This is a genomic window from Salinibaculum salinum (assembly GCF_037645885.1).
Classification (GTDB): domain Archaea; phylum Halobacteriota; class Halobacteria; order Halobacteriales; family Haloarculaceae; genus Salinibaculum; species Salinibaculum salinum.
Genome location: NZ_JBBENW010000007.1, coordinates 18,753 through 42,856 on the forward strand (window position 1 = coordinate 18,753; position 24,104 = coordinate 42,856).

The following is a 24,104-nucleotide window of genomic DNA, read 5'->3' on the forward strand; positions in this document are numbered from 1 at the left end:
GGAAGCGGTAACCACCCCTGGCTATGGGTGAGGTGACGTTAGAGCTCGCAGCCACAGACGTGGGGGTATCGTCAGACAGGGGATCCGTTCCACCGCCGCTGCCACCCGACGACCCGGAGGCGTGGTACGCACCCGACGTGCGAGACCAGTCAGAGGTCCATCCCGGTGTGGTCGTCACCATCTCAGACCACGGTCCGGATTTTGCCTACGAGGTGCGAGAACCGCCGCTAACTGCGGACAACAGGGCGGCGCTCGAACGCATCGAGGAGTACTTCGCGGACGCGCACCTCGAACGGCCGCGCACGCGAGAGGGCGCCGTCGAACGGATGGTCGACGGGTTCGACCCGAAACACGAGCGGGTTATCGACCGTCTCGTCGAGTGCTCACACGCTGGCCGCCGGCGGGTCACGTACCACGCGCTTGCCGCGCTGGCTTGCCTCGACGATCTGACGCCGTACGCCCTCGACGATGCTATCGAAGTCGCGGACACCGACGACGAGGGGATCGTCATTCACACCAGCGACTACGCCCCGGCGGTCACCGATCTCCCGGCGGACCCGCAGTACATCGATCGATTCGCCAGCGAGCGCATCGAACGGCATACCGTCCCGTTCCACGACTTTTCGATTCCGGTCGTCCTCTACCGGGAGAATCTCCTGGGAAACGACCCGTTCACGACGAAGTACGCCGTCCGCGAACCGGACCTGTTGCCCGGCGACGACGAACTCATCGCGGAGGCCAAAGAACGACTCTGGGAGACGACCGTCGACGGTATAATCGACGACGAGACAACCTTCGTTCGAGAGCGCGCCGAGGAACTGCTCGCGAGACGTCTCCACGGTCGGAACACGCGTGCGTGGTTCGATACGGTCCGAACGCAGGTCCGCTCGGCACTCGCCGAGTACGACCTCGCGCTCCCGCCGGTCGACCGCCGCTACACCGACGACCGACTCTCCGATTTGGTCTACTACGTCCTTCGAGATTATGTCGGCTACGGCAAACTGACCGTCCCGATTCGGGACCCGATGCTGGAAGACATCGAAGCGAACCGCGTCGGCGAGCGCATCAAGGTCGTCCCACGAACTGATACCGGACACGACCAGCGAGTGCCGACGAATCTCGTCTTTGAATCTGAACGCCCGTTCGTCAACGTCGTCACGCAACTGGCGGCCGCCGACGGTACCGAACTCAACGCATCGACGCCAAGTGCCAAAGTCAATCTCCGACCGGATGGTATCGACGAGACTATCCGGTGTGCAGTAGCCCTCCCGACGGTCAGCGAAGACGGGCCACACATTTCGATACGAAAACAGTCCTCGGATGCGCTGACGCCGACCGACCTCGTCCGCGACGACAGCATCTCGACGGAACTGGTCGCCCTGCTCTGGCTGGTGTACGAACACCACGGCGTCGTTCTCTTCTCCGGCCCGACGGGGGTTGGCAAGACGACGCTGATGAATGCCCACATGCCTTTCGTTCCGTTCCGAGACCGTCCGATCAGTATCGACGAGGGGAGCCGAGAAGTTCGTCTTCCCCACGAAACTGGCGTCTCGCTGACGACGCGCGACCACGAGAGCGAGCACAAGCGCGTCACCATGGCCGACCTGATGACAGAGGCGAATTATCTGAATCCCGACGTAGAGGTCATCGCCGAGGTGAACACCACCGCGTCGTTCGAAACGTTTGCGGAGTCACTCAACACCGGCCATGGACTGATCGGTACAACTCACGCCGAGGATATCGAGAGCCTGGTCAACCGTATCGTCGAGCAGGGGCTGCCGCCGTATCTCTTGCGGGAACTCGACCTCGTCGTCTTTCCACAGCACGTCGATGGGGAACGCTACGTCGGAGAGGTTATCGAACTACTCGATGAGGAGTCGTTCCGTGAACTCGACCGCGACGACCGGTGTGGCGTCGTCCGCAAACAGGGGACTGCCGTCTACTGGAACACCGTCGCCTGGCGGGAACCGGACGGCGACTTCGGGTTCGCCTACGAGCACCCCGAACTCGACGACGAAGCGGGACAGACCAGCAGTGAACACGCCGCCAACACCGAGACAGCGACGGCCTGTCAGCTGCACACATTCGAGCGTGTTGCGGCGATGACTGACCGACAGGTCGACGCTGTCGAGGCAGAGTTCCACCGCAAACACCGTTACGTCGAATACTTCGTCCGCGAGTCGGTCGACGACTTCGAGACGTTCTTCGACCTGCTCGCGGATCTCGAAACAGACGAGGCGGCGACCGTCGAGCGCCTGCACAGACGGCAGACGGGAGAGCGGCGGCACACACCACAGGGACGGGGGAGTGGGGATGTCGGCGGAAACTGACACCGCTCGACTCGGTCCGCTGGACCGGGGGTTGTACGCGCTGTTCTCCCGCCACGCTGACTCGGGGGCACACGAGCGAGACCGGCACAGCTACCGCGCTGCGGGACTCGCAACCAGCTTCGACGTGTATCTCGCGCGCATCTACGGCCTCGCGTGGGCGAGCGCACTCACGAGTGCTGTCATTACTGTCGCTACCGTGGTCTTTGTCCCGTCGTCGCTAGTTGGAGCAATCCTTGAATTCCTCTCGAACGGACTCCCGGTTCTGAACCGGGTCTCCGTGCCGCCGATTCCGCGTTTCTACGTGGCACTCGTCGCCGCAACTGTCGTCGCGGCGCTCGTCAGAGGTGCTGTCGTCCGACTTGGTGGTCTCTATCTCCGTCGCTCGGCCGCGATGCGCCGCGAGGAAATCGAGCGAACACTACCGGGTGCTGTCCGCTATCTCCGCGTCCTCGCATCGGGGAGCAACGACCAGCGGACGATACTTCGGCGGGTGGCAGACCAGGACGCGTACGGTGCGACCGCCGACTCGTTCCGCGCCGCGCTGAACAAGGCGACGCTGACGGGCAGTCTCGACGAGGGACTGTCGATGGTCGCTCGCGACACACCCTCCCGTGACCTCCTCTCGCCGTTCATCCTGAAGTTCCGCGAACACGCCGCGCAGGGGAGCGATTCCCTCGAAGGGTATCTGAAGATGGAGGGGCGACTGCTCTCTCAGAAGCAGGCCCGTGTCCGCGAACGGGCTGGTGGCTATCTCGAACTCGTCGCCGAACTGTTCGTCGTGTTGCTCGTCTTTCCGGCGCTGGCGGTGCTGATCCTCACCGTCGCGAGCGTTCTCGCACCGGGACTCTCCGAACCAGTCCGGACGCCGCTGGGCCCGGTCACGCTCCGTGCGTTGCTGGTCTACGGGAGTATCGTCTTCGTGCTGGCGGTCGGGATCGGAGCGTCGTCGGTTGTCTCCTCTCTCCGACCGACGGATCACGCGACGCCGAGCTACGAGTCGCCACCCACGGTTCGCGGCGTCCTCGGAACTGCGAGGACGAATCCCGCGAGCGCTGCGCGGGTGTTCGCCCTTCCGGCGCTGCTGTTCGCTGGCGGCCTGTGGACACTCGACTACACGCCGGTGAACGTCGCCCTCCTGAGTTACGCTGGCTACGGGATTCCGGTCGGTCTCGTCGCCGTCCGCCGGGCTGCACACGACGACGCCAAGGATCGCGAGATTCGGGACTTCGTCCACGCCGTCTCGGGTCACGTCAGCCTCGGACGGCCGTTTCCGGATGCCGTCGACCGAGTCGCACGCGAAGTCGATCTCGGTGCGCTCCAGCCCGACGTGGAGGACCTCGCGTTCAATCTCGGCTTGACGACCGGCGTCGACGACGACGCGGACGTTCGAGCCGCAGCGCTGGACCGCTTCGTCGAGCGCGTCGGGACACCGCTCGCCTCTCAGACCGTCGGACTGGTCGTTGGTGCACTCGAAGCCGGTAGCGACACCGAGGACGTCTTCGAGACGCTCGAAACCGAAATTGGTCGGCTCTATCACGAGCGGAAGGCGCTCCGCTCTCGTTTGCTCGTCTACGCCGCCGTCGGCTGGACGACGGCGCTGCTCGTCGTCGGCATCGTCGTCGCGGTCAACGCCGCGGTGCTCGATGGGTTCGCACAGCTCTCGACGGTGTCGAACACCAATGCCGGCATCGGGCTAGACCCGAACGCAGTCGATCCGGCGCGTGACCGCGAACGGTTCTATCTCGTGACCCAGGCCACCGTCGTCGCCTGTGGCTGGTTCGCGGGCACCGCGAGCCGCGGCAAGTACGAGGCACTGCTTCACTCGGGTCTCCTGGTTGGACTGACTTACGTCGTCTTTGTGGGGTTGGGATTGACATGAGTCGTGCCCAGTCACACGTCGTTGGTGTTGCGCTCATGCTCGGTATCTCTGTGCTCGCACTCGGTGCGCTCACTGTCGGCGTCGGCGAGGTGATTGACGCCCAGACGGCGCACGCTGATGCGACCCGCATCGCCGACGAGATGGATACTGCACTTCAGCCAGTCGAGCGGACTGGACCACACATCGATACGGTTCAGTTTGCCGACGGCTCGCTCCGAACTGTCGAGCGTGACCTTCGAATCTATCGGAACGACACGCTCGTCGCCGAACGGAGCGTCGGCGCACTCGTCTTCTCGGCGGGCGAGCGGCGTGTCGCATTCGTCGCTGGTGCTATCATCAGGGGTGAGAACGGCGGCGAATGGCTGATGTCGGAACCACCGATAACCGCGTCCGACCGAAACGAGGTGCTCGTCGTCGGCGCACCAGTCCTCGGTGCAGACAACACGGCAGTGTCGGGGTCAGGCGGGTCGACTGTTCGCCTCCGGACGAACGTCTCCCACGACCGACGCGACCTGGGACAGGGCCGCTACGAAGTCGCAATCGAGACGACTGCACACGAGGCGTTCGAGGAGTATTTCGCCGGGCAGAACGCGTCGACAGTCCGTCGGGACATCGACGGTGATGGCATCGAATCGACGGTCGCCACCTACGACGGGACGCGGCGTGGCTATCTCGTCACCCACAACCTCTCGCTGGAGGTCGCCCATGGATAACCGTGCGGTCAGTCCGGTCGTCGGAAAGCTACTCGCCTCGGGCCTGGCAGTGCTGTACATCGCGAGCATCACCGGACTGCTCGTCGGGGGAATCGTTCCCGACTACCGGGCCGCAACCGGTGACGAACTCGGCGAGCGAGTGCTGGCGACGGCTGCCGGCCACGTCGAACGAGCCCAGCCGACGACTGCCGGTAGCGCCGATGTTCGAACCGAGGTCGCGCTTCCTGCGACGATTCGCGACCAGCAGTACCAGATCCGACTTGCGAACGGAACGCTGGTACTCGATCACCCAGACGACGCGCTCGATGCTCGGACTCAACTCGCCCTCCCGTCGAACGTCACCGCGGCAAACAGTACGTGGGACAGCGGCGACCGACTTGTTATCCGCACCACTGGGCCATCGTCGAACCGGACTGTTACGCTTCAGGAGGGCGAGCGATGAGAGCACAACTCTCGCTGCCAGCACTGGGGCTTGCCTTCCTCGTCCTCACTGCCGTCACAGTGCTCGGTGTCGCTGTCGCAGACAACGCGGTCGTCTCGTCGGAGCGCTCTGCACTCGACAGGCAGGCTACGGTTGCTCTCTCGGACCGCTTGGTCAGTACCGACGGTCCGCTCGCTGTTCGAGCGAACGTTCTCGAGGAGTCCGCAGTTGCGACCCTCAATCAGTCCACCCTTCGCACGCAGTACGGTCTGGCAGCCGATGCGGATGCGAGGATAAATCTCGCCGGTGAAACGATCGTCGAAACTGGAGACGTTGACAGCACCTCGTCGATAGAACGTCTCGTAGTCGTCGAAGAACGACGAAATCGAACACTCACACCGTCCTTTGCCGCCGGAAACAGCGTCACTCTTCCGCGTCGAACTGGCCGCATCCAACTCTCGATTCATCCGTCGGCAAATACCACAGTGTCGACTATCAGGGTCGGTGACCAAGTCGTCCTGCACAACGAATCGGGCCTCCGAGGAAACTTCACTGTCAGCGTTTCCAGACTGGAAAATGCTGAAATTTCCTTCGAGAGTAATAAATCTCTTTCGAGCGGGTCGATATCTCTCACGTACTATCCTGTCGAGACACGGAAAGTACGTCTGGGGGTGACCGTCGATGGGTAGAGCACAGGCATCGCTCACTGCAGTCGAAGCCGCAATTGGTGTCCTCCTGCTGCTTGGCGTGACGTTTACGTTCGCACTCGGTGTCTCTGGCCCAACTGCACACCCGGCACAACTCGACGCGTACGCCGACGACGCACTGACTGTTCTCGCAACTGAGGACCCTGCCCACGGCGAGACGACCCGCCTCTCGGAAATCGTCTCTGACAGGGGATCATTCGAGCGTGAAAAGAGGTCGCTGGTCGACCGACTCGACCGAATTCTCCCCGACAACGTGATGTTCCGCATCGAGACGCCGTACGGGACTGCAGGGCAGTCACTTCCCGATGATGTCGCTGCTGGCGTTGCAGGTACGACGACACGACACGGGCCAGTGACACTCAGGGTGTGGTACGCATGAGCCGAGAACGTGGGCAGTTGGTGGTACTCGCTGCCGCAGCGATTGCGATTGCACTGGTTCCGATGGCACTGGCTTATCTCCAGCTCGGATACCACGCGGACGTCCAGACCGCGACAGTCGAGGACGACACAGTTCCAGCCGTCGAGCGAACGCTCCACCAGTCGCTGATTTCGGCCAGCAGTGATATTCCAGCCCGACACGGCTGGCGCGACCGGTCGGACGCAGTGACGGCGCTCCGGGACCGCCTCAGACCGACCGTCGATTCGCTGTCGACCGCCAGACTCGCTGACGGAACCGCAGTCGAGGTGACCTACAACGACTCGCGTGCGCAGGTGTGGGAAGACGAGCACTGTCCGCGTGGACCGGACCGAGACTTCGGCCCGTGTCGGACTGACCGCGCGGTCGTGATACAGGAACGCGATGGCCGGACGCACGTCCTCGCCATCGCTGTCGACGTATACGTCACAACGCCGGACAGCACGGCTCAAGTCTCAACGGTGGTCACAGCGTCTTCGGCCGGAAGCTGACAACTGATACGCACGTGGGAACGAATAAGAGGGAGGAAAATCTTCTCTGAGATATGAGCCCACAGGGTCGCGACACCGAGTTCACGCTCTCGGATGTCACAGCTGTTTTCGAATCGCGCGATGACTACGCTGAACCGCTGACTGCAAGCGAAGTTGCCGACCGACTCGACTGTTCGCGCCGGACTGCACTGAACAAACTGCACAAGCTCCAGGAGGGCACAGACCTCAAAAGCAAGAAGGTCGGTGGCAGGAGTCGCGTCTGGTGGATTCCGGTCAACGTTTGAACCCCCACTCTTTGGCTCGTTCGCGTGCCTGATCGCGCGCTCGCTCCTGAATCGACGCAATCTTGGCTTCGTCGTCGAGGAACGCCTCGACGGCGCTGTCTCCGGTGCCTGGTTCCTCGCGCTCGACTGCGTGCTCGTCTGGTATCACCGCCAGCGTTCGCTCTGCAAGCTCCGGGTCGCCGGCGAGTCGTTCTGCCGGCAACTCTGGCGAAAGCTGGAGTTGTTCGTTGGTGTGAATCTCGGTGAGTGCCTCGCTGTCGAGTTCGTATAGCTCCAGTCGATAGGGACCGGCGACGGCAATGTCGGCGAGTGCGTCCGCGCCAGCACTGTCGGTGCTGGTGTGGTAGGCCACGACCGGAATCCCCTTTTCGAAGGTGAGGACACCGGTACCGTCGGCGTCGAGCAAGAGCGCGTCCTGTGATTCGAGTCGTGCGTAGCCCGTCAACGCATTCTCCAGCGCAGTCGAGAGGACCGTCCCAACGTCGCTGACGACTCGTTGACGGACGAGTTGGCCGCGTGGCAGCTTCATAGTTTGTCCGGGACGACAGCACGTCGAAACCTGTCTGCGACAGCATCAGAGGCACCCGATCGAACGTCCAGACGGTCAGCAGCAGTGCGGTAGGACGCGGCAGCCGTCGTCTCCGGCGCGTGTTCGAGAAGTGGCTTCCCAGCCCGACGTGCTGCACGCACAGCGTCGCTTTCCGGTACCGTCGCCAGCGTCTCGCCGTCGAAGTATCGCTCCGCTTTGGTCGCGATTGTGTCGATATTCGCATCGTCGGTGACGCGGTTGAACAGCAGTCCAGCCACGTCAGTGTCGTACGTCCCAGCGTACTCCTGGACTTTCAGTCCGTCCGAGAGCGACGGGATGGTCGGCTGCAGTACCACGACGATGCGGTCGGCCAGCACGATTGGGAGGACGGCCGCGCGACTTCCGAGCGTCGCTGCGGAGTCGAGCAGGATGACGTCCGTGTCGGCAGCCAGCGTCGCGACGACATCCTGAAGCCTGTCGGGGTCTGCCTCGCGGAAGCCGGCGAGCGACGTTCCGCAGGGCACCACGCTCATTCCGAACCGTTCGTAGACGGCGTCGCGCGTCGTCGCCGTCCCGGCGAGGACATCGTGCAGCGTCGTCTCCACGTCGGCGAGGCCGGCGTGAAAGAGGATGTTGGCCATCCCAGTGTCGGCGTCGATAATCGTCACGTCGTGCGAGTCGGCGAGGGCCATCCCCAGTGCGAGTGTGCTCGTCGTCTTCCCCGTTCCCCCTTTGCCGCTGGCCACAGCGAAGGCCTCGACCATACTACCAGTGGTTTGCCGCGCTCTCTGGTAAAAAGGCTCGGGTGTCCGTTCCTGAAGCCGGCACTTCATCAGAAATATAAGGAGTGCGGTTTTCGAATCCGCGTAGTTTCTCCGGCCGCTACTCCGACCGTGTTCAGTCGACCGTCACGACTGCATCACCCTCGGGTTGGAAGCGGGTCAGATATTCGTTGGCGCCACAGACGAAGGGGTCGCCCGAGAGGCGGTTGTTCACATCAGCCCCGTCTCCGACAGTGAAACTCCCGCTGGTTCCCCCAGGAATCTCGAACTGACCGAAGCCCGAGTTTTCGTCTCCCGCCCTGTAGACGAGCGTCGCGATTGTCCTGTTTGAGGACCACGTCGCCGAAACGCCTGACGCGTCAACGTTCACCGAAACGTCGTACGTTCCGCTGGCATCCTGCGGGACGCAGAACGCCACGAAACTAATGTCCGGCCTGTTGGGGGTATCGGGAGTTTCTGGGGTTGGCGTCTCTGGCGTCGGAGTTTCTGGGGTTGGCGTTTCTGGCGTCGGAGTTTCTGGGGTTGGCGTTTCTGGGGTTGGGGTTGGCGTCTTCGGAGTCGGAGTTTCTGGCGTCGGGGTTTCTGGGGTTGGGGTTGGCGTCTTCGGAGTTGGAGTTTCTGGCGTTGGCGTTGGCGTTTCCGTCGGAGTTGGAGTTGGCGTTGGGGTCGGCGTCGGCGTTTCCGTCGGAGTTGGAGTTGCCGTCGGAGTCGGCGTTGGCGTTTCCGTCGGCGTCGGAGTTGGCGTTGGCGTTTCCGTCGGCGTTGGGGTTGGCGTCTTCACTTTTTCTGGTTTCACTGGACAGTCTCCGTCGAGGAGATATGCAGCGCCGACTTCGGTGCCGTTTGACTTGTTGAAAGGAGCACCAATCAGAATATCCTCATTGCCGTCTCCAGTCGAGTCGTTCGCCTCGGCAACGGCGTAGCCCGCTTCGTCCCCCGGCCCCTCACCGCTAATCTTCGCGCCTGCATCCGAGAGGTTCAACGAGGGATGGGGATCGGAAGCGCCATAGACCAGATAGGCTGCGCCCGCGTTGACTCCGTTGCTGTTGTTGCCCGGCGCACCGACGATGATGTCGTCGACGTTGTCACAGGAGATGTCGCCCGACCCAGCCGCAGCGACTGACCAGCCGGCCAGATCACTCCTGCTCTCACCGATGAGTGTCACATCTGCAGCAGTTAGGGACCGGTTTTCGGGAGACTCCTCGCCGAAGAGAACGTAGGCGGCGCCCGACTTGTTCCCCGCTACCGAATCGTTGAACGGCGCACCAACCAGAATGTCGTTGACACTGTCGTTGTTGAAATCGCCAGCCTCGGCGACATCCCAGCCAGCGCGGTCACCCTCGCCACTCCCGTTGAACTGCACGCCAGTCGCGACGGAGACGGTCCCCGTCACGTCTGTATCGACGACGTACGCTGCGCCGGCGTTTTCGCCGGTGACGTTGGCCAGTGGCGCGCCGATAATCAGTTCGGACTGATTGTCGGTATCGAAGTCACCGGCATCCGCGACGGAGAAGCCGGCTCGCTCTCTCGCGTACTGCCCCTGAATCGTCGCCGTTGCTGCTTCACTCACATTGCGCTGGTCGACTGTCGTTGCATTCTCGATGAGAGACACTGCGCCTGCATTCAGGGCTGCGCCGTCGTCTCTCGGTGCGGCAACCGCGAACAGGCCACTCTCGTTGCCCCGATCGACGACTGTAACGGCCTTTCCGGTCACGTCTCTAGCGTTGTTCCCGAACACCGTCGTGACGTTCTCGTCGTCGGCTAGATCGACGCGCTCGTCGTACTCGGACTGTCCGTCGACGACGTAAGCCGCACCTGCATTCACCCCGTTCGTGTCGTTTCGGGGCGCACCGATGACGATTTCTGCGAATTCGTCACCGTTCAGATCACCCAGTGCCACGTCTGTTCCCGCACGTTCGCCGCCAGACCCGACGAACGTCACGTTTGCCTCCGATACGTTCAGTTCTCCGCTCTCGATCGGTCCGTAAAAGAGATACACCGCGCCATTCTCGGCTCCAGCACTGCCGTTTGCTGGTGCCGTGACGAGCACGTCTTTCTTCCCGTCACCGTTGACGTCACCAGCACCGGCGACCGCCAGGCCAGCCGTATCGTTGGCACCCACACCCTGAAACTTCGTCGAGGCGTTCTTGAGCGGGAGCGCCCCGACGAGCGTTCCTGTCTGGTCTTCACCAGTCTGCTGAGCCACCGCTGAACCATCGACATCCGGGACTGTTTCACCTTCGACATCGAGTACCGCGCCCCCGACAAATGCTGTCCCACTGAGTGTTATGCACGTTACGAGAACTATGAGAAACTGGCGTGAGCGAAGGGATGTATCCATAGTGTCCGTGCGACACTCTCACATTTTGTTATGAATGGCTGACAGACTGGTAAGGAAACGCCCATCTCTGCTCGCACTACGAGCGGGAGTAATAATCCAGTCTTACATGCTGTAACGCCCAGATACTGAACCGTTACTGATATGCTGGCATCAGTACGAGCGAACCATTTGCTCTTGTTAGACAAGCTTGACTTTGGAGCAGGAGTGACTTATTACACTGTTTCCGTCGGTAGCTGGTCACAGATTGGACACGTCGAGCGATTCCAGGTCAACGTGATTCTGGAGGAGTTTCGCCGTGCGGTCGTACGGTGACGGTTTCGTCTGTGTGCCCGTTCGTGGACTGGCAACCGACGCTCGTTCGAAGACAGTCTCGACGAACGCCCGTCGTACGTTCTCGTTTTCGAAGATGCCGTGGAGATAGGTACCGAGCACGCGCTCGGTCGCAACACCACAGTTTCCGAAGGGCTGCACTGCTTCTCCGTCCAGTTCGGTACGGCCCATGTGTATTTCGTATCCGGTGACAGTCCCGACTGCTCCCGAGAAGGGTCCTGCGCCGTCGATTTCGTGTGTGACGGATTCGACGCGTTTCTCCGGTTGGAAGTGCGTTTCGACGGGAAGCAGCCCCAGACCCACCACCTCGTCGGTGCCACTGGCACTTTCGACGGCGGCATTCGTGACTCGCTCCCCGAGCATCTGATACCCACCACACAGACCGACGATAGGACCCTCGAACGAACGGATGCGTTCGGCCATCCCAGATTCGCGGAGCGCGAGCAAATCGTCGACTGTGTTCTTCGTTCCCGGGAGAACAACGGCATCGGCGTCGAGTGACTCGTCGAGTGGGACGTACGCGATACGGACACCGGGAACCCGTTCGAGCGGGCCAAAATCAGTAAAGTTCGAGATCTGCGGTAGACGCGGGACTGCGATAGTGATGGTTCGGTCGTCGGGAATTCCGTCGTTGGTGCCTTCGAGGGAGCACTCTCCTTCTGGTGGGAGTGAGACGCTGTCCTCTTCGGGAAGCCCGGGGTCGTCGTAGGGGAGGACGCCGAGAACGGGAACGTCGGTTCGGTCCTCGAAGTCCTCGATGCCGGGACGGAGGATAGCGCGGTCGCCTCGGAATTTCGTGATGATTGCGCCGACCACCTGGTCCCGGAGGTCGTCGGGCAGCAGTTCCAGTGTCCCAACGAGGCTGGCGAAGACGCCGCCGCGTTCGATATCTGCGATCAGCAGAATGTCTGCATCTGAAAACCGCGCTGTCTCGACGTTCGCCAAGTCTCGGTCACGGAGGTTCGGTTCGGCGACGGAGCCGGCTCCCTCCGCGACGAGTACGTCGTGGTCGCTGGCGAGTCGCTCGTAGGATTCGCGGGCCGCGGCGAGTGCGTCCTCCCAGTGGGCTTCGTAGTAACTGCCCGCGCTGTAGTGACCGACCGCTTTGCCGTGGACGACCACCTGCGATTCGCCGTCCCCGCGGGGTTTCAGCAGGACCGGGTTCATGTCCACGGTCGCGGGCACGCGGGCCGCACGGGACTGAACGTACTGTGAGACGCCGATTTCGCCGCCAGCGTCTCGCCCCGGAACCGCGCGAGCGTTGTTGCTCATATTCTGTGCCTTGTAGGGGGCAACGTCGACGCCGCGGTCTGCGAGCACCCGACACAATCCCGCCGCGACGGTGCTCTTGCCGACGTGGCTCGCTGTCCCGGCGACCAGAATCGTTCGGGCGGGTTCGCTGTCGCGCCGGGCGTCCATTCTCAGAATTCGGTCCCTTTCCGTGCGCCCTGGCCGGCCTCGATTGGGTGGACTTCCTTGCGGACGTTCGTCACGAGGTCGGCGTGGTCGTCGATGTACGCCGGCCGCTCGTGTCCCCCGGCCAGGACGAGTTCGAGGTTGTCGGGTTTTGATTCGATGAGTTCGACCACGTCGTCGGGGTCGACCAGTCCGCGATTGGCTGCGTAGAGAATCTCGTCGATGACCAGCATGTGGACGCCGTCGTCTGCACTGCTGTCGAGGGCAAACGGCGTCGAGAGGTCGGCGGCGGCGGCAGCGTCGACGAGTGCAGTCGCTCGGGCAAGTGCCCCCTGCGCTTTCGCTTCGTGTTCGTCGTCGGCCGACCCGTCCAGAAAGCCGTGCCAGCCGTAGTGGCCAGCGTTCTCGTAGGTGATGCCCGGCAGGGCTGCCATCGCGTTGTACTCGCCGCGGACGTCCTCGACAGTTCCCGTCCCGCCTTTCATTAGCTGGAGGACGTGGACCCGGTAGCCGTGGCCGGCCGCCCGCATCGCCATCCCCAGTGCTGCGGTGGTCTTTCCCTTTCCGTCGCCCCACCAGACCTGGACCAGCCCGAACTCATCGGGTGCTGCTGGCTCGATTGGCTGGGACTGAACTGCCGACTCGGTTCCTTTGTCTCCTGTCATTGGTATCCCTCGCGTCGCTCCGTTATCAACCGCAGTTGCTCTAGAAAAATAGCTGTTGTGCTACGGCTGGAACGGTTCGGCCTCGCGGTCGGTGACGACGCCGTGGGCTGCGTCGGCGACGGTGTTGGGTATCTCCTCGTCAGCGTAGCGTACACGGAGGCTCCCGACGATTGTGTCGCGGACGCACGCTCGGACTGCGCTCCCGACTTCGGTGCCACTCCCGGCGAACGCCGCTGGGTCGCCGGCCGGGTCACAGCCGACTGCGACCGCGTCGCTGGTCGTCCCGGTGAAGCCGGTCAGCGACTGGAGGATTGCGGTCTTCGCCTCGACTGCCGTCGCCAGCAGCGTCGCGAGCGTCCCGTCGGTGAGCGCCCGCGTCGTCCCGACGAGCAGATTCACTGTTCCGGTCGGCGGCTGGTCGTGACAATCGGTCTCGGCACCGAAAGAGCGGTCTGCCGCTATCGGCAACGAAGCCGGATTCGAGAGGCCGACGGTCGCGACGACGGTCACGCTCCCAGCGCGAGCGCCGCGAGCGTGCACCAGGTCGACACCGGTCAGTAGAACGGGCCCTGCTCGCTCGAACTCGGCGGCGGCCAGCCGCTCGCGCGCGTAGCTGTCGAGGTCGGTCCGTTCGAAGCCGGTCGGGACGGAGACGTTGAACGCGGCGTCGGCTGTTCGGTAGCCGCCATCCCACCCGGTCGCCAGCCAGCGCGCTCCCTCGCTGGCGAGTCGGCAGACTCCGTCCACGCGGCGTGTCTCAAACATCGAGCGCGTTCAGGAGGCGGTCGTTTTCGTCGGGCAAGCGCACGGCGACGCGGACGTGGTGGTCGAGACCGCGGAAGGTTCGTGCGTCCCGGATAGCGATGTCGTGCGTCTCGACTGTATCGAGCAGGTCGTCGACCGTTTCGGGACTGCCACAGTCGAGCAAGAGGAAGGGTGCATCGGAGGGAGACACGGTGAAGCGCGTCGAGAGACGCTCGCGAATTCGCTCTCGTTCGCTGGCGACGCGCTCGCGCGTCTCCTCGATGAACGCCGTCTCGCCGAGACAGTGGGTCCCGACAGCGGCGGCGACCGTCCCGACACCCCATGACAGCCGGGCCGTCTCGAGTCGGTCGCGGTACTCGCCGGTCGCCACCGCAAAGCCTGCACGGAGGCCGGGCAGGCCGAATATTTTCGTCAACGACCGGGCGACGACGACGCCGTCGTGGCCGGCCAGCGTCGGCAAGTCGGTGAAGTCCATGAAGGCTTCGTCGACGAGTAGCGGCGTGCCCGCATCTCGACAGCGGTCGGCGAAGCCCCGGAGCCTGTCGGGGTTGCAGGCGTCGCCGGTGGGATTGTTTGGCGTACAGACCACGACGAGTGCGAACTCCGCAGGGTCGGCGGCGAGCACCTCGTCGTGGGGGACGAACTGGGGGGTCCCGCCCTGTAGCCGGACCTCACGAGCGTACTCGCCGAAACTCGGCGTCGGAACGAGCACGTCGTCACCGGATTCGACTGTCGTCGCAATCGTCAGACGGATTGCAGCCAGCCCACCGGCGGTCGGAATCACATCTGTGGGGTTACATCCGACATACTCGGCGGCTGCCGTGCGGAACTCGCCATAATTTTCCGACGGGTACGAGCCTGCCACCGCGAGCGTGGCTTCGTACACCTGCGTAACTCCGTCGGGCCGACGCGGGTTCGTGTTCGCGCTGAAATCCAGCAGATCGGGGTCGTCGCTGCTTCCGTGTGGCACCCGACCAGTTCTGACTCCAGCCTGGGTTTTCGACGGGGTGTCCTCGTCAGCCGGCTCCGTCTCGCTGGCGCTGGCTGCGTCGTCACTCGGCGTGTCGTCCGTACCCGACAGCAGGTCGACAGCGTCGGGGTCCATTGTCTGTCTGTACACTCTCGCGTCTCTGGTTAACAGTTTTGCTGGGGCTCTATTCCCGACCTGCGAGCCACCACTCCGCTCTCCGTGCATCTGTCCGCCGGTTGACGTTGACCGCATACCCCAGGTCGCGCCGGACCCAGACCTCGTCATCAACGTCGTCGACGACGTTGATCCCGGCCGGGGTCACCGCCCGACCACGATACCTGAACTGCGTGTCGATGCTCAACCCGAGTGCGCGCTTCCGGCCGACCGGGACGACGACCGTGAGCGAGCCACTCGCGGCGTCGACGACAGCGTCAACCGATGCTCCGTCGAGCAGTGGGAGGTCGGCGGCGACGGTCAGCACCGGGCGAGCCACGCGGTCGTCGGCTAGCGCCCGGTCGAGGTCGGCGACGTACCCCTCCCCAGGCGTCTCGATTGTCGGACAGTCGAGTATCGCTGCAGTCTCCGGCGTTGCCGGCGACGTGACCGCGAAGATACGCTCGATCTTGCTATCTGCCAGCGCTCCTCGAACGCGTTCGACCATCGGCGTTCCCCTGATGGGGAACATGGGTTTCTCTCGGTCGGTCGCCAGTCGCGTCCCGTCACCGCCACACATCAGCAGAGCGTCCACACGACCACCCCCGCGTGCAGGCCTGCGATGCGTGCGAGTTCGTTGGTCGCTCCGAAGACGTCGCCGCCGACGCCGTCGAGGGTGGCGTGCGCCCACCGCCTGAGACCGAGTGCGACGACTGGGCCGGCGACCACGGCGGCCGTCGCTGCGGGCGCAGGCCAGGTGAGAATAGCTGCGGGGACCGCCAGCGCAATACCGAGTATTAGCTGTCCGGTCCCCGCGCCGAGCAACCGCGAGCCGAGGCCGTTGTGGCTCGGGCGACCAGTCACAGCGAGCGTGACCACGCCGAGTTTCGCGCCGACTTCGCTCGCGATGGCGATACCGAGCGCGGTGCGAATCGGAATCGTCTCGAGGACGAGCGCTGCGAGTATCAGCCCAGCCACACCGACCACGACGGCGACGACGGCACCGACGCCGACGGTCGTATCGCGCATCACTGACCGCCGTTTCTCGGGGTCGCCGTGGACGACCGCAGCGTCGCCGAGGTCAGCGAGCCCGTCGGCGTGGTTGATGCCCGTCACCGCGACGACTGCGAGGACGTACAACAGTGCGACCGTCGGTGCCGGACCGGGCACGACCAGCGGCAGGGCGACAAGCGCGCCGACCAGATAGCCGACCAGCGGGACGACGCCGACGCTCGCACAGAACGAGTCGAAGTCGCGTCGGTCCTGTCCGACCGGAATCTGGGTGAGAAAGCCGACTGCACCCCTGAGTGCACTCAGTACCACGTCACCACCCCGACGAGTGCGTACGCGAGGAGGCCGGCAACGGCTACTCGTCGGATGGCACCCTCTGCGTCTGCGACATCAGGAGGGTCCTGCTCGGCATTCAGGACGTAGTGACCAGGCTTCTCGAGACGGAGAGCCAGGCCAGCGGCCAGCGTCCCCATCGGCCACCCCGAGTTCGGCGACGCGAGGTCTCGCTGCCAGCGGCGTGCGGCCACCAGGGCTCTTGGCCGAACCAGCACAACAGCGATCACGACCGCACTCACGCGGGCAGGGAACCACATCACGGCGTCGTCGAGCCGGGCCGGTCCCCAGCCGGTCGGTTTCGTCCGATAGCCCAGCATCGAATCGAGCGTGTTGACTCCCTTGACCCACGCTGCCCCGCCACAGCCAGTCGCGACGGCGAGAACCGGTTCCGCACCTGTGGCGGCTGCTCCCACCGCGAAGACGGCGTAATACAGCAGCGGCGCGACCAGTCCGTCTGCGAGGTTCTCCGCGAGACTCTCGACGGCGGCGCTCCGAATCTCGCCCGCCGAGAGCTCCGTCGCGTCCCGCCCGGCTAGCGCACGCAACCGCTCGCGTGCTATCTCCAGGTCCTCGCCGGTCGCCGTGACGACTTCGCGCACCCGGTCGAGGAGTCGACGAAGACTCGTCGAGACGAACAGCGCCAACGCACCGACGAGACCGCCAGCGAGCGGGTCCACCCGACCGGCCGCCAGCACACTACCGGCGAGGACCAGTCCGGCAGCAATTGGGAGGACGGCGGCGGCGATGCTGCCGATGACAGCAGGACGTTTCCAGGGTCTATCGACGGTCCCGACCAGTCGGCCGAACCACGCGACTGGGTGGAGCCGCCGGGGTGGCTCACCGAGGGCGAGGTCCAGTACGAGTGACCCGCCGACAACGAGGGCGCTCAATCCCACGCTGACTCCTCCAGCCACGCGGGAAAATCAGTGAGAGGAATGTCGTCGAGTAGTACGACCGTCGCGTCGGTGGTCCGCGCACCGCCGTCTGTTCGGGCGTCGTCACCGACGTGAACCAGCGAATCGAGGTCGACACTGAGTGCGTCTGCTGCGGCGGCGAATGCGTTGTCGTGGGGCTTGTGCCAGCCACAGCCGACGCTCGTGACGATAGCATCGAAGGAGGTCTCGAACGCTGCCCGCGAGAGCGTCTGCTCGACGAGGCCCGGGAGACTGCAGTTCGAGAGAATTCCGACGGGGCCGGCAGCGGCAGCTGCGTCCAGCGCCTCGGACGCACCCTCGCGGACCTTGACGGGGCCGTCGAAGGCTCTCAGCAGTGCTGCCTCGACAGTGTCGCTATCGGTTTCGACGCCGCGACTGGCGAGTGCGGCCTGCGTGTGCTCGACCAGCGAGAGTTCTCTGCCCCGCTCGACCGAGCTATGCGAGGACCGATACGCGTTTTCCCAGTCCTCTGGGACGGAGACGCCACGAGCGGCGAGTTCCTCTGCGGTGGCCGACCACGGCGCTGCTGGCCGCTCGGCGGTCACGAGTGTCCCGAAGCAGTCGAACGAGATTGCCACTACAGTTGCATCGTCACAACTCTACTTGAATCACGCGGGACAAAACGGCGTGTGCCGCAGGTACCCGCGACCGTGGCCGACCCGTGCGGGTACGCGTCCGTGGCGAATTGCCACGGGTGGTGCCTGGATGTCACTCCTGAACCCACTTCGAGTGCCGAACGTCGAAACTGCCGCAGACGGGGCAGGTGTGGTGTTGCACCTCGAAGGCGGTCTCGCACGCGAGGCAGACATACAGGGATCCTTCCTCGTCATCCTTCGAGAGTCCTGACACCTTTTTTGCTCTATCGAGGACACCCATCGCAACCACAGGAAATACCAGGAGTGGGACTCTCAAAAAGGAGGTTGATTGTTTAAGTCATTTCGTCCCGCCGCAGTGTTGCGATTCTGCTGGAATGATTTGTTTGCTGACTCTATTCGGGTAACCAGTAACTTAGCCACCAACCACCAGCGCTATCACTACCGATAAAATATCTCAATATTAATACGTAGGTGTCGGAACTGGTCATTCTCTTCGTCTTTCTACATCGAGAAATTATACAATATTTTACAGTATCGCTGCCGATGGCAATAGCAGCTCATAGTACAATATATATTATGTGTCGGGTATAGGATATTTGCCGTTGCTATGGCTTCTTCTTCGACTCATACTGAAGCTTACACTATTGGTGGTTCAGACAGTTGTAAGGCGGACGAGCACGTCGTCGCTCGCTCGCGGGAACTGTCCCTTCGCGCGCCCGTCCCGGTTGGACGTGATAGCGTACAGCTCACCCGTCGGACTCTGTGCGACGTGTCGGACGCGACCGATTTCGTCGTGAAGCAGACGGTGGGCTGTCGCAGTGTACGCATCGTGTGTCCACTCCGCGCCGTACCGCGTTCCACCAGCAAGCGGCGGCAGGTCTGACTCTGGGGGTGAGAGTGTGACAGCCCAGAGCGACTGGCTGATGAGTCCACCGACGATGAAGCGGTTCCGGAGCGACGGCAGGGCGTCGCCGGTGTAGAAGGTTGCGCCGGTCGGTGCCCATCCCGTGTCCGGGCCGGTGTTGACCAGCGGTGGCGTTACGTCCTCGTGCTCTGCATACGTGTCGAACGCGTCGCTGGGGTCGTCTGCGACGCCCCGTACCTCGTCCCACCCGTAGTTGCGCCCCGGCAAGAGGACGTTTACCTCGTCTCTGTTGGTCGGGCCGTGTTCGCTCGCAATCGGGACACCACTCGGAAGCCAGTCGATACCCTGGGGGTTCCGATGGCCGTAGGTGAAGATGCGTCGGTCACCGCCGAGCTCCGGATTGCTCGACGGGGTCTTTCCGTCGGGCGAAATTCGCAGGACTTTCCCTCCGAGCGACGAGAGGTCCTGCGCGTTCGCCCCCTCACCGGCGTCACCGCAGCAAATCCAGAGGTTCCTGTCTGGACCGAATCGGATTCGGCCGCCGTTGTGAATGTTCGCGGCCGGAATCCCGTCGACGAGCACTTCCTCGGTACTCGCAGGATCGTTCGCGCCCACATCGAACCGTGCGACTCTGTTTTCTTTATCATCCTCGTCTCCTGCCGTATAGTAGACGTACACCCACTGTTCGTCCGGGAATTCGGGGTGGACTGCGATGCCGAGCGTTCCGCCTTCGCCGCCTGTGACCCACCAGGGTTCCTCGTCGCTTCCCGGTGCGATCGACCCGGCGTCGATGGCGTCGGCCGGTCGCACTACTTCGGAGATCTCGCCGGAGTCGAAGCGCAGAACGCGGCCTGTCCGTTCGGTCATGTACAACTCACCCGTGCCGGTAAAGGAGATGTCCCATGGAATCTCCAGATTCTCTATCAGCGTTTCGACCTGAATATCTGTCTCCGGTGCCGTGGTCGGAGCCTCCCAGCTGGGATCTGCGTCCGGTGTCGGGTGGTCGTACTCGTCTTTGACGGTCGGTTGTGGTGTCGGCGTTTCGGACGTGTCAGACCCAGTCTGACAGCCCGCGAGTACGCCCGCGCCCGCGAGCGCGAGAAAATGTCGCCGACTGAGTGACGGGTGACGTTCCCGTGTCATTGCCAACCTGTTCGGAGTAATGGATATGTGTCTTGTGATTGTCCCAGTGCGCACGCGCGAGGCCCCGTGGTGGAGTGCTCCGGTCTCTGTGCGTGGTTGGTTGTGCTTACCACCGGCTCGAATCGCGCGGAAAAGCAGTCCGCCCTCCCTGAGTTGAACAGATGACAGACGATCATCTCGCTTCGCTCGATGCTGCGTCTGTCGTGCTCAAATCGTGTCGGCGTGGACTTTTGACTGCTCACGTTGTTCGCAGTAAAAGTCCGCCCTCCCCGATTTGAACGGGGGACAAGTCGATCTACAGTCGACTGCTCTACCAGTCTGAGCTAAGGGCGGATGCAACTCTGAGTAGGACGATTGTCGGACTTAACGATTATCATTCGCGTACGTCAGCGGGACGTCCGCCGACTGACTGACGCTCGTCTGACTTCTGGGAAGATTGAAATACCTGGGTGACAACGTGTATGACAGCCCGATGAGCAAGATAACCTTCCGCGCTGACGACGACCTCATCCGCCGTCTCGAGGAGTTTGACGCCTCCAAGAGCGAGGTTATGCGCGACGCTCTCCGCGAGTATCTCGACGGAGCGTCCGAGTCTTCGGACTCGCAGATGCGGGAGGCAGCCGACCCGGAGACGCTTGACGACCTCGTCGCCGAACGCGTCGACGCGCTCATCGCCGACCGACTCGAACGGACGTTTACGCCGCGTCAGCCCCAGGATATCAACGTAAACATCGCGCTTGATGGCGATTCCGCTGCGACGGCAGACACCGAATCAGACGCTGTAAACGTCGACTCCGGGGCGTCTGACGCCGAGTCGGAAGACGTGTCACACGCGTCCGGAGAGCGTATGACAGACGAAGGCCGCGACGAAAACACCGCTGCAAACGGGAGTAAGACGTGCGCGCAATGTGGCGAAAACATCGCTTCTGGGCACGTTTACTGCCCGAACTGCGGTGAGAAATCGTCCCGCCGCGTGTTCTGCGATTGCGGTGATGAGCTCCGGTCTGACTGGGCATTCTGCCCCGGCTGCGGCCGTCGGACTCCCGCAGCAGACGTACTGGAACAGGGGTAATGCCCGAAAACGTACGGTAAGGTCTCTCTACTCGTGTAAACAGTCCTGTGTCTTACGCTCGCCGTAACCTTTATTATCCCATGGTATGTGGTAATGTGTGCGTAAGACGGTCGTCTTACAGAGGGCGGCGCGTGACACACAATCCTGTGCTGTCATGCGGTTTTCCTGTGTAAGACGAGTGGGCGGCGTGTAAACTGCCCCCGTCTTACCCAACATAGGGGAACATCAAATATGGAGCGTGTGACACTACGGATTCCGAAACAGCAGATCGAAGAGGTCGAACAAATGGTCGATACGGGCGAGTACCCCAACCGGAGCGAGGCAATCCGGTCGGCGGTCCGCGAGATGCTCGCCGAACAGGACACCGGTAAGGAGCGCCCATCTGAGAAGCGCAAGCGCCGGAAGAACAAATCGTGGGCGAGGGTCTAACGATGCAGGATATCGTCAAAGAAGCCCTCGAACGCGACGAGCAGGAACAACAGCAGATGGACGACGTCGACGGCTTCGGGGACCCCCGAATCGTCATCGTCGGCGCTGGTGGTGCCGGCAACAACACCGTCAACCGTCTGTACAACATCGGCGTCGACGGTGCCGAGACCATCGCAATCAACACCGACAAACAGCACCTCAAGATGATCGAGGCCGACACGAAGATACTCGTCGGCAAGTCCCTGACCAACGGGCTCGGCGCGGGCGGCGACCCCTCGATGGGCGAGCGCGCGACCGAGATGGCACAGGGTACTATCAAAGAGGTGCTCGGTGATGCCGACCTCGTCTTCGTGACTGCTGGCATGGGCGGTGGCACTGGGACTGGTGCAGCGCCGGTCGTTTCGAAGATTGCCAAAGAACAGGGCGCTATCGTTGTCGGCATGGTGTCGACGCCGTTCAACGTCGAGCGCGCGCGGACGGTGAAAGCCGAAGAAGGACTGGAGCGCCTCCGCGAGGAGGCCGACTCCATCATCGTGCTGGACAACAACCGTCTGCTCGATTACGTCCCGAACCTGCCGATCGGTAAGGCGTTCTCGGTGATGGACCAGATCATCGCCGAGACGGTCAAGGGTATCTCCGAGACCATCACTCAGCCGTCGCTCATCAACCTCGACTACGCCGACATGACGTCCATCATGAACAAAGGCGGCGTCGCGGTGATGCTCGTCGGTGAGACACAGGACAAGAACAAGACCGAAGAGGTGGTCAAAGACGCGATGAACCACCCGCTGCTGGACGTGGACTACCGCGGTGCCAGCGGTGGCCTGGTCCACATCACCGGCGGCCCCGACCTGACACTGTCGGAGGCCGAGGGTATCGCCCAGAACATCACCGACCGACTGGAGGCCGACGCCAACGTCATCTGGGGCGCGCGTATCCAGGAAGAGTACAAGGGGAAGGTCCGTGTCATGGCCATCATGACCGGCGTCCAGAGCGCCCAGGTACTCGGTCCGACGACGCAAAAGCAGGCCAACAAGTCCCGACAGGCCATCGAAGGTGTCGACGACGACACCTCCTTCGACGCAGCGAGTAACTTCCAGCAAGACGGTCGCGAGTTCGGTGAAACCGACGGCGGCCGCGAGGAAGTCGAGAAGAACAACGGACTCGACGTCGTCCGAACGGACTAACGGCCACAACTTGTCGCTCTGGGACGACTAACTTTCTCCGTTCTTTCCGAACCGTTTAGTCTCTACCGACCCGACTGACCCGTATGCGCCAGATCGCGCACCGACTGTTCGCAGTTCTGGTCGCTGTTCTCGCTGCCGGCACGGCCAGCGCCCACCAGGGACATACGACACACAGCAACCAGAGCGACCCGCTCCCCCTCGCGTTGCTCTTTTCCGGTTTGCTCGTGTTCGGGACCGGACTCTACCTTGCCACGCGTGACGATGTCGGTCGGCTGTACGTCGTCACGGGCATCGGTCTCGGACTCGCTGGCGTGGCCGTTGCACTCGGTCTCTACCTACGCCAGGGCTTCTAAGAGACTACACTTCCGGCACAGGTCCCGCCGTGTCGGCCCACCACATCGCTCACATTCCTGATACTCGTCCCCGTTCTCGCCACGGTGTTCGTCAGCCGCCAGGCCAGCCAACTCCTCGTAGCCAGCCACTATCGAGTGACGCGTCCCCGGATGGTTCTCTTCGAGTTCGTAGAGTAATTCCTGAATCTCTCCCCGGTAAGCTTCCTCTGAATGCGGACATTCAGTGATATGTGCCGGCAACTCTTTCAGGTGTGCGTAGAGTGCAACCTCCTTTTCGGGAACGTCTCGGAGCGGCTTCGCTCGTGGCACGAACGCCTCGCTGTCGCCCCGCGTCGGCCCCACCTCGCTGCCCTCGAACGGACCGAGACTGGCGTCGAAATGATTTGCCATTTGCGTGATATCACCCGATAGAAAATTCATCAACGCCGTCTCGGCTTCATCATCGAGATTATGACCAGTCAGAAGCTTGTCAGCACCCAACTCGGTCGCGTACCGGGAGAGTACGTCCCGTCGAAAGACCCCACAGTACGCACAGGCTGACATATCGTGTGGGTCGTCCTCGACGACCTCGTCCATCCGGATGTCGAACTCTTCTTCGTATGCGACAGTTTCGTGGCGTAAGTCGAGGTCCGCAGTCAACGCTTCGCAGGCTGCCAGACTCTCGTCGCGGTACCCCTCGATACCTTCGTGAATGGAGAGCGCGACCAGTTCGACGCGTGGGTCCTTGCCGAACGTGTCGTCGAGAATTTTGGTGAGGACGACGCTGTCTTTCCCTCCGGAGAGCCCGATGACCCACGTCTCGGGATTTTCGGGTGTGGCGCTGTCAGGGAGGAGGTTGTCGTCGCGAATCCGCTTGCGAAGACGTTTCTCGACGGACCGGCAAAAGTGGTCCTCGCACATGTGCAGCCCTGAGTAGGCGGCGTGCATGACCGCATCCTCACTGCACTTGTCACACTGCATTACCGGCCCGTTACCGGTGTGTGGGG

General features: G+C 62.9%; 26 protein-coding genes and 1 tRNA gene. 13 read left to right on the forward strand and 14 right to left on the reverse strand.

The genetic code is table 11. The annotated features are described in order from the left end of the window. Positions 1-23 precede the first annotated feature (23 nt). The 8 genes from WDJ60_RS08575 to WDJ60_RS08610 are packed head-to-tail and all read left to right on the forward strand — an operon-like array spanning position 24 to position 7,240. On the forward strand, positions 24-2,330 hold the full coding sequence (locus tag WDJ60_RS08575; RefSeq protein ID WP_340099955.1) for a type II/IV secretion system ATPase subunit: 2,307 nt from the start codon (positions 24-26) through the stop codon (positions 2,328-2,330). Then, positions 2,314-4,209 carry a type II secretion system F family protein gene (locus WDJ60_RS08580; protein ID WP_340099956.1) on the forward strand — a complete coding sequence of 632 codons (1,896 nt, stop codon included), beginning with the start codon at positions 2,314-2,316 and terminating at the stop codon, positions 4,207-4,209. Before WDJ60_RS08575 ends, WDJ60_RS08580 begins: the two co-directional genes overlap by 17 nt. Beyond that, complete coding sequence (locus WDJ60_RS08585; RefSeq protein ID WP_340099957.1) at positions 4,206-4,922, forward strand: DUF7289 family protein; 717 nt, start codon at positions 4,206-4,208, stop codon at positions 4,920-4,922. The genes WDJ60_RS08580 and WDJ60_RS08585 overlap by 4 nt, the downstream gene beginning before the upstream one ends. Next, positions 4,915-5,364 carry a DUF7266 family protein gene (locus tag WDJ60_RS08590; RefSeq protein WP_340099958.1) on the forward strand — a complete coding sequence of 150 codons (450 nt, stop codon included), beginning with the start codon at positions 4,915-4,917 and terminating at the stop codon, positions 5,362-5,364. Before WDJ60_RS08585 ends, WDJ60_RS08590 begins: the two co-directional genes overlap by 8 nt. Next, the gene (locus WDJ60_RS08595) at positions 5,361-6,032 is read left to right on the forward strand and encodes a DUF7263 family protein (protein WP_340099959.1); all 672 of its coding nucleotides are present in this window, start codon (positions 5,361-5,363) and stop codon (positions 6,030-6,032) included. Before WDJ60_RS08590 ends, WDJ60_RS08595 begins: the two co-directional genes overlap by 4 nt. Beyond that, positions 6,025-6,429: a DUF7262 family protein gene (locus WDJ60_RS08600; RefSeq protein ID WP_340099960.1), complete on the forward strand. Its 405-nt coding sequence runs from the start codon at positions 6,025-6,027 to the stop codon at positions 6,427-6,429. The genes WDJ60_RS08595 and WDJ60_RS08600 overlap by 8 nt, the downstream gene beginning before the upstream one ends. After that, entirely contained in the window at positions 6,426-6,956 is a 531-nt protein-coding gene (locus tag WDJ60_RS08605; RefSeq protein ID WP_340099961.1) for a DUF7261 family protein, read from the forward strand. The genes WDJ60_RS08600 and WDJ60_RS08605 overlap by 4 nt, the downstream gene beginning before the upstream one ends. Positions 6,957-7,009: 53 nt before the next feature. After that, the gene (locus WDJ60_RS08610; protein WP_340099962.1) at positions 7,010-7,240 is read left to right on the forward strand and encodes a helix-turn-helix domain-containing protein; all 231 of its coding nucleotides are present in this window, start codon (positions 7,010-7,012) and stop codon (positions 7,238-7,240) included. Here the strand turns inward: WDJ60_RS08610 and WDJ60_RS08615 are convergent. The 11 genes from WDJ60_RS08615 to WDJ60_RS08665 all read right to left on the reverse strand — a co-directional run bounded on the left by WDJ60_RS08615 (position 7,230) and on the right by WDJ60_RS08665 (position 18,051). Beyond that, complete coding sequence (locus WDJ60_RS08615) at positions 7,230-7,769, reverse strand: DUF8054 family protein (protein ID WP_340099963.1); 540 nt, start codon at positions 7,767-7,769, stop codon at positions 7,230-7,232. The two genes, WDJ60_RS08610 and WDJ60_RS08615, sit on opposite strands and share 11 nt — an antisense overlap. Next, entirely contained in the window at positions 7,766-8,533 is a 768-nt protein-coding gene (locus WDJ60_RS08620) for a nucleotide-binding protein (RefSeq protein WP_340099964.1), read from the reverse strand. The genes WDJ60_RS08615 and WDJ60_RS08620 overlap by 4 nt, the downstream gene beginning before the upstream one ends. Before the next feature lie 133 nt (positions 8,534-8,666). Next, entirely contained in the window at positions 8,667-10,757 is a 2,091-nt protein-coding gene (locus tag WDJ60_RS08625; protein ID WP_340099965.1) for an FG-GAP-like repeat-containing protein, read from the reverse strand. Positions 10,758-11,129: 372 nt separating this feature from the next. Further along, a complete protein-coding gene (locus WDJ60_RS08630; protein WP_340099966.1) occupies positions 11,130-12,641 on the reverse strand; it encodes a cobyric acid synthase in 1,512 nt (503 codons plus the stop codon). A 2-nt stretch (positions 12,642-12,643) separates the two neighbouring features. Further along, a complete protein-coding gene (locus tag WDJ60_RS08635; protein ID WP_340099967.1) occupies positions 12,644-13,303 on the reverse strand; it encodes a cob(I)yrinic acid a,c-diamide adenosyltransferase in 660 nt (219 codons plus the stop codon). A gap of 60 nt (positions 13,304-13,363) precedes the next feature. Further along, positions 13,364-14,068 carry an adenosylcobinamide amidohydrolase gene (locus tag WDJ60_RS08640; protein ID WP_340099968.1) on the reverse strand — a complete coding sequence of 235 codons (705 nt, stop codon included), beginning with the start codon at positions 14,066-14,068 and terminating at the stop codon, positions 13,364-13,366. Continuing rightward, positions 14,061-15,173, reverse strand: coding sequence for a threonine-phosphate decarboxylase (locus WDJ60_RS08645; protein WP_340099969.1), 1,113 nt, complete (start codon positions 15,171-15,173; stop codon positions 14,061-14,063). Before WDJ60_RS08645 ends, WDJ60_RS08640 begins: the two co-directional genes overlap by 8 nt. Before the next feature lie 49 nt (positions 15,174-15,222). After that, on the reverse strand, positions 15,223-15,771 hold the full coding sequence (locus WDJ60_RS08650) for an NTP transferase domain-containing protein (protein WP_340100181.1): 549 nt from the start codon (positions 15,769-15,771) through the stop codon (positions 15,223-15,225). Further along, complete coding sequence (gene cobS, locus WDJ60_RS08655) at positions 15,771-16,514, reverse strand: adenosylcobinamide-GDP ribazoletransferase (RefSeq protein ID WP_340099970.1); 744 nt, start codon at positions 16,512-16,514, stop codon at positions 15,771-15,773. The genes WDJ60_RS08650 and cobS overlap by 1 nt, the downstream gene beginning before the upstream one ends. Then, positions 16,505-17,434, reverse strand: a complete 930-nt coding sequence (cbiB, locus tag WDJ60_RS08660) for an adenosylcobinamide-phosphate synthase CbiB (protein WP_340099971.1) — start codon at positions 17,432-17,434, stop codon at positions 16,505-16,507. Before cbiB ends, cobS begins: the two co-directional genes overlap by 10 nt. Continuing rightward, the gene (locus WDJ60_RS08665; protein ID WP_340099972.1) at positions 17,425-18,051 is read right to left on the reverse strand and encodes an HAD family hydrolase; all 627 of its coding nucleotides are present in this window, start codon (positions 18,049-18,051) and stop codon (positions 17,425-17,427) included. Before WDJ60_RS08665 ends, cbiB begins: the two co-directional genes overlap by 10 nt. A gap of 127 nt (positions 18,052-18,178) precedes the next feature. On the opposite strand from WDJ60_RS08665, the gene WDJ60_RS08670 reads away from it, so the two are divergent. After that, entirely contained in the window at positions 18,179-18,319 is a 141-nt protein-coding gene (locus WDJ60_RS08670) for a hypothetical protein (protein WP_340099973.1), read from the forward strand. A 402-nt stretch (positions 18,320-18,721) separates the two neighbouring features. Here the strand turns inward: WDJ60_RS08670 and WDJ60_RS08675 are convergent, their stop codons facing one another. Together WDJ60_RS08675 and WDJ60_RS08680 are read right to left on the reverse strand one after the other, a co-directional pair. Then, entirely contained in the window at positions 18,722-20,077 is a 1,356-nt protein-coding gene (locus WDJ60_RS08675) for a PQQ-dependent sugar dehydrogenase (RefSeq protein ID WP_340099974.1), read from the reverse strand. Between the two features lie 259 nt (positions 20,078-20,336). Continuing rightward, positions 20,337-20,410 (reverse strand) — tRNA-Tyr (locus WDJ60_RS08680). Between the two features lie 139 nt (positions 20,411-20,549). Here WDJ60_RS08680 and WDJ60_RS08685 point away from each other — a divergent pair. From WDJ60_RS08685 to WDJ60_RS08700, 4 genes are all read left to right on the forward strand, one after another. After that, positions 20,550-21,149 carry a double zinc ribbon domain-containing protein gene (locus tag WDJ60_RS08685; protein ID WP_340099975.1) on the forward strand — a complete coding sequence of 200 codons (600 nt, stop codon included), beginning with the start codon at positions 20,550-20,552 and terminating at the stop codon, positions 21,147-21,149. Between the two features lie 231 nt (positions 21,150-21,380). Beyond that, positions 21,381-21,578 (forward strand): ribbon-helix-helix domain-containing protein, encoded by a 198-nt coding sequence (locus tag WDJ60_RS08690; RefSeq protein ID WP_340099976.1) that lies wholly within the window; start codon positions 21,381-21,383, stop codon positions 21,576-21,578. A 2-nt stretch (positions 21,579-21,580) separates the two neighbouring features. Beyond that, a complete protein-coding gene (gene ftsZ / locus WDJ60_RS08695; RefSeq protein ID WP_340099977.1) occupies positions 21,581-22,765 on the forward strand; it encodes a cell division protein FtsZ in 1,185 nt (394 codons plus the stop codon). Between the two features lie 83 nt (positions 22,766-22,848). Beyond that, positions 22,849-23,118 carry a hypothetical protein gene (locus WDJ60_RS08700; protein WP_340099978.1) on the forward strand — a complete coding sequence of 90 codons (270 nt, stop codon included), beginning with the start codon at positions 22,849-22,851 and terminating at the stop codon, positions 23,116-23,118. Here WDJ60_RS08700 and ncsA read toward each other — a convergent pair. Continuing rightward, positions 23,101-24,078, reverse strand: coding sequence for a tRNA 2-thiolation protein NcsA (gene ncsA, locus WDJ60_RS08705; RefSeq protein WP_340099979.1), 978 nt, complete (start codon positions 24,076-24,078; stop codon positions 23,101-23,103). The two genes, WDJ60_RS08700 and ncsA, sit on opposite strands and share 18 nt — an antisense overlap. Positions 24,079-24,104: the final 26 nt, after the last annotated feature.

Excerpts from the sequence above, each read along its gene's own strand:
- WDJ60_RS08610 (WP_340099962.1), top strand. The coding sequence starts at position 7,010 with ATGAGCCCACAGGGTCGCGACACCGAGTTCACGCTCTCGGATGTCACA.
- WDJ60_RS08700 (WP_340099978.1), top strand. The coding sequence starts at position 22,849 with ATGCGCCAGATCGCGCACCGACTGTTCGCAGTTCTGGTCGCTGTTCTC.
- WDJ60_RS08685 (WP_340099975.1), top strand. The coding sequence starts at position 20,550 with ATGAGCAAGATAACCTTCCGCGCTGACGACGACCTCATCCGCCGTCTC.
- WDJ60_RS08615 (WP_340099963.1), bottom strand. The coding sequence starts at position 7,769 with ATGAAGCTGCCACGCGGCCAACTCGTCCGTCAACGAGTCGTCAGCGAC.
- WDJ60_RS08585 (WP_340099957.1), top strand. The coding sequence starts at position 4,206 with ATGAGTCGTGCCCAGTCACACGTCGTTGGTGTTGCGCTCATGCTCGGT.
- WDJ60_RS08640 (WP_340099968.1), bottom strand. The coding sequence starts at position 14,068 with ATGTTTGAGACACGCCGCGTGGACGGAGTCTGCCGACTCGCCAGCGAG.
- WDJ60_RS08590 (WP_340099958.1), top strand. The coding sequence starts at position 4,915 with ATGGATAACCGTGCGGTCAGTCCGGTCGTCGGAAAGCTACTCGCCTCG.
- WDJ60_RS08650 (WP_340100181.1), bottom strand. The coding sequence starts at position 15,771 with ATGTGTGGCGGTGACGGGACGCGACTGGCGACCGACCGAGAGAAACCC.
- WDJ60_RS08675 (WP_340099974.1), bottom strand. The coding sequence starts at position 20,077 with ATGACACGGGAACGTCACCCGTCACTCAGTCGGCGACATTTTCTCGCG.
- WDJ60_RS08645 (WP_340099969.1), bottom strand. The coding sequence starts at position 15,173 with ATGGACCCCGACGCTGTCGACCTGCTGTCGGGTACGGACGACACGCCG.
- ncsA (WP_340099979.1), bottom strand. The coding sequence starts at position 24,078 with ATGCAGTGTGACAAGTGCAGTGAGGATGCGGTCATGCACGCCGCCTAC.
- WDJ60_RS08605 (WP_340099961.1), top strand. The coding sequence starts at position 6,426 with ATGAGCCGAGAACGTGGGCAGTTGGTGGTACTCGCTGCCGCAGCGATT.
- WDJ60_RS08635 (WP_340099967.1), bottom strand. The coding sequence starts at position 13,303 with ATGACAGGAGACAAAGGAACCGAGTCGGCAGTTCAGTCCCAGCCAATC.
- WDJ60_RS08595 (WP_340099959.1), top strand. The coding sequence starts at position 5,361 with ATGAGAGCACAACTCTCGCTGCCAGCACTGGGGCTTGCCTTCCTCGTC.
- WDJ60_RS08690 (WP_340099976.1), top strand. The coding sequence starts at position 21,381 with ATGGAGCGTGTGACACTACGGATTCCGAAACAGCAGATCGAAGAGGTC.
- ftsZ (WP_340099977.1), top strand. The coding sequence starts at position 21,581 with ATGCAGGATATCGTCAAAGAAGCCCTCGAACGCGACGAGCAGGAACAA.
- WDJ60_RS08580 (WP_340099956.1), top strand. The coding sequence starts at position 2,314 with ATGTCGGCGGAAACTGACACCGCTCGACTCGGTCCGCTGGACCGGGGG.
- WDJ60_RS08620 (WP_340099964.1), bottom strand. The coding sequence starts at position 8,533 with ATGGTCGAGGCCTTCGCTGTGGCCAGCGGCAAAGGGGGAACGGGGAAG.
- WDJ60_RS08670 (WP_340099973.1), top strand. The coding sequence starts at position 18,179 with ATGTCACTCCTGAACCCACTTCGAGTGCCGAACGTCGAAACTGCCGCA.
- WDJ60_RS08630 (WP_340099966.1), bottom strand. The coding sequence starts at position 12,641 with ATGGACGCCCGGCGCGACAGCGAACCCGCCCGAACGATTCTGGTCGCC.
- WDJ60_RS08600 (WP_340099960.1), top strand. The coding sequence starts at position 6,025 with ATGGGTAGAGCACAGGCATCGCTCACTGCAGTCGAAGCCGCAATTGGT.
- WDJ60_RS08575 (WP_340099955.1), top strand. The coding sequence starts at position 24 with ATGGGTGAGGTGACGTTAGAGCTCGCAGCCACAGACGTGGGGGTATCG.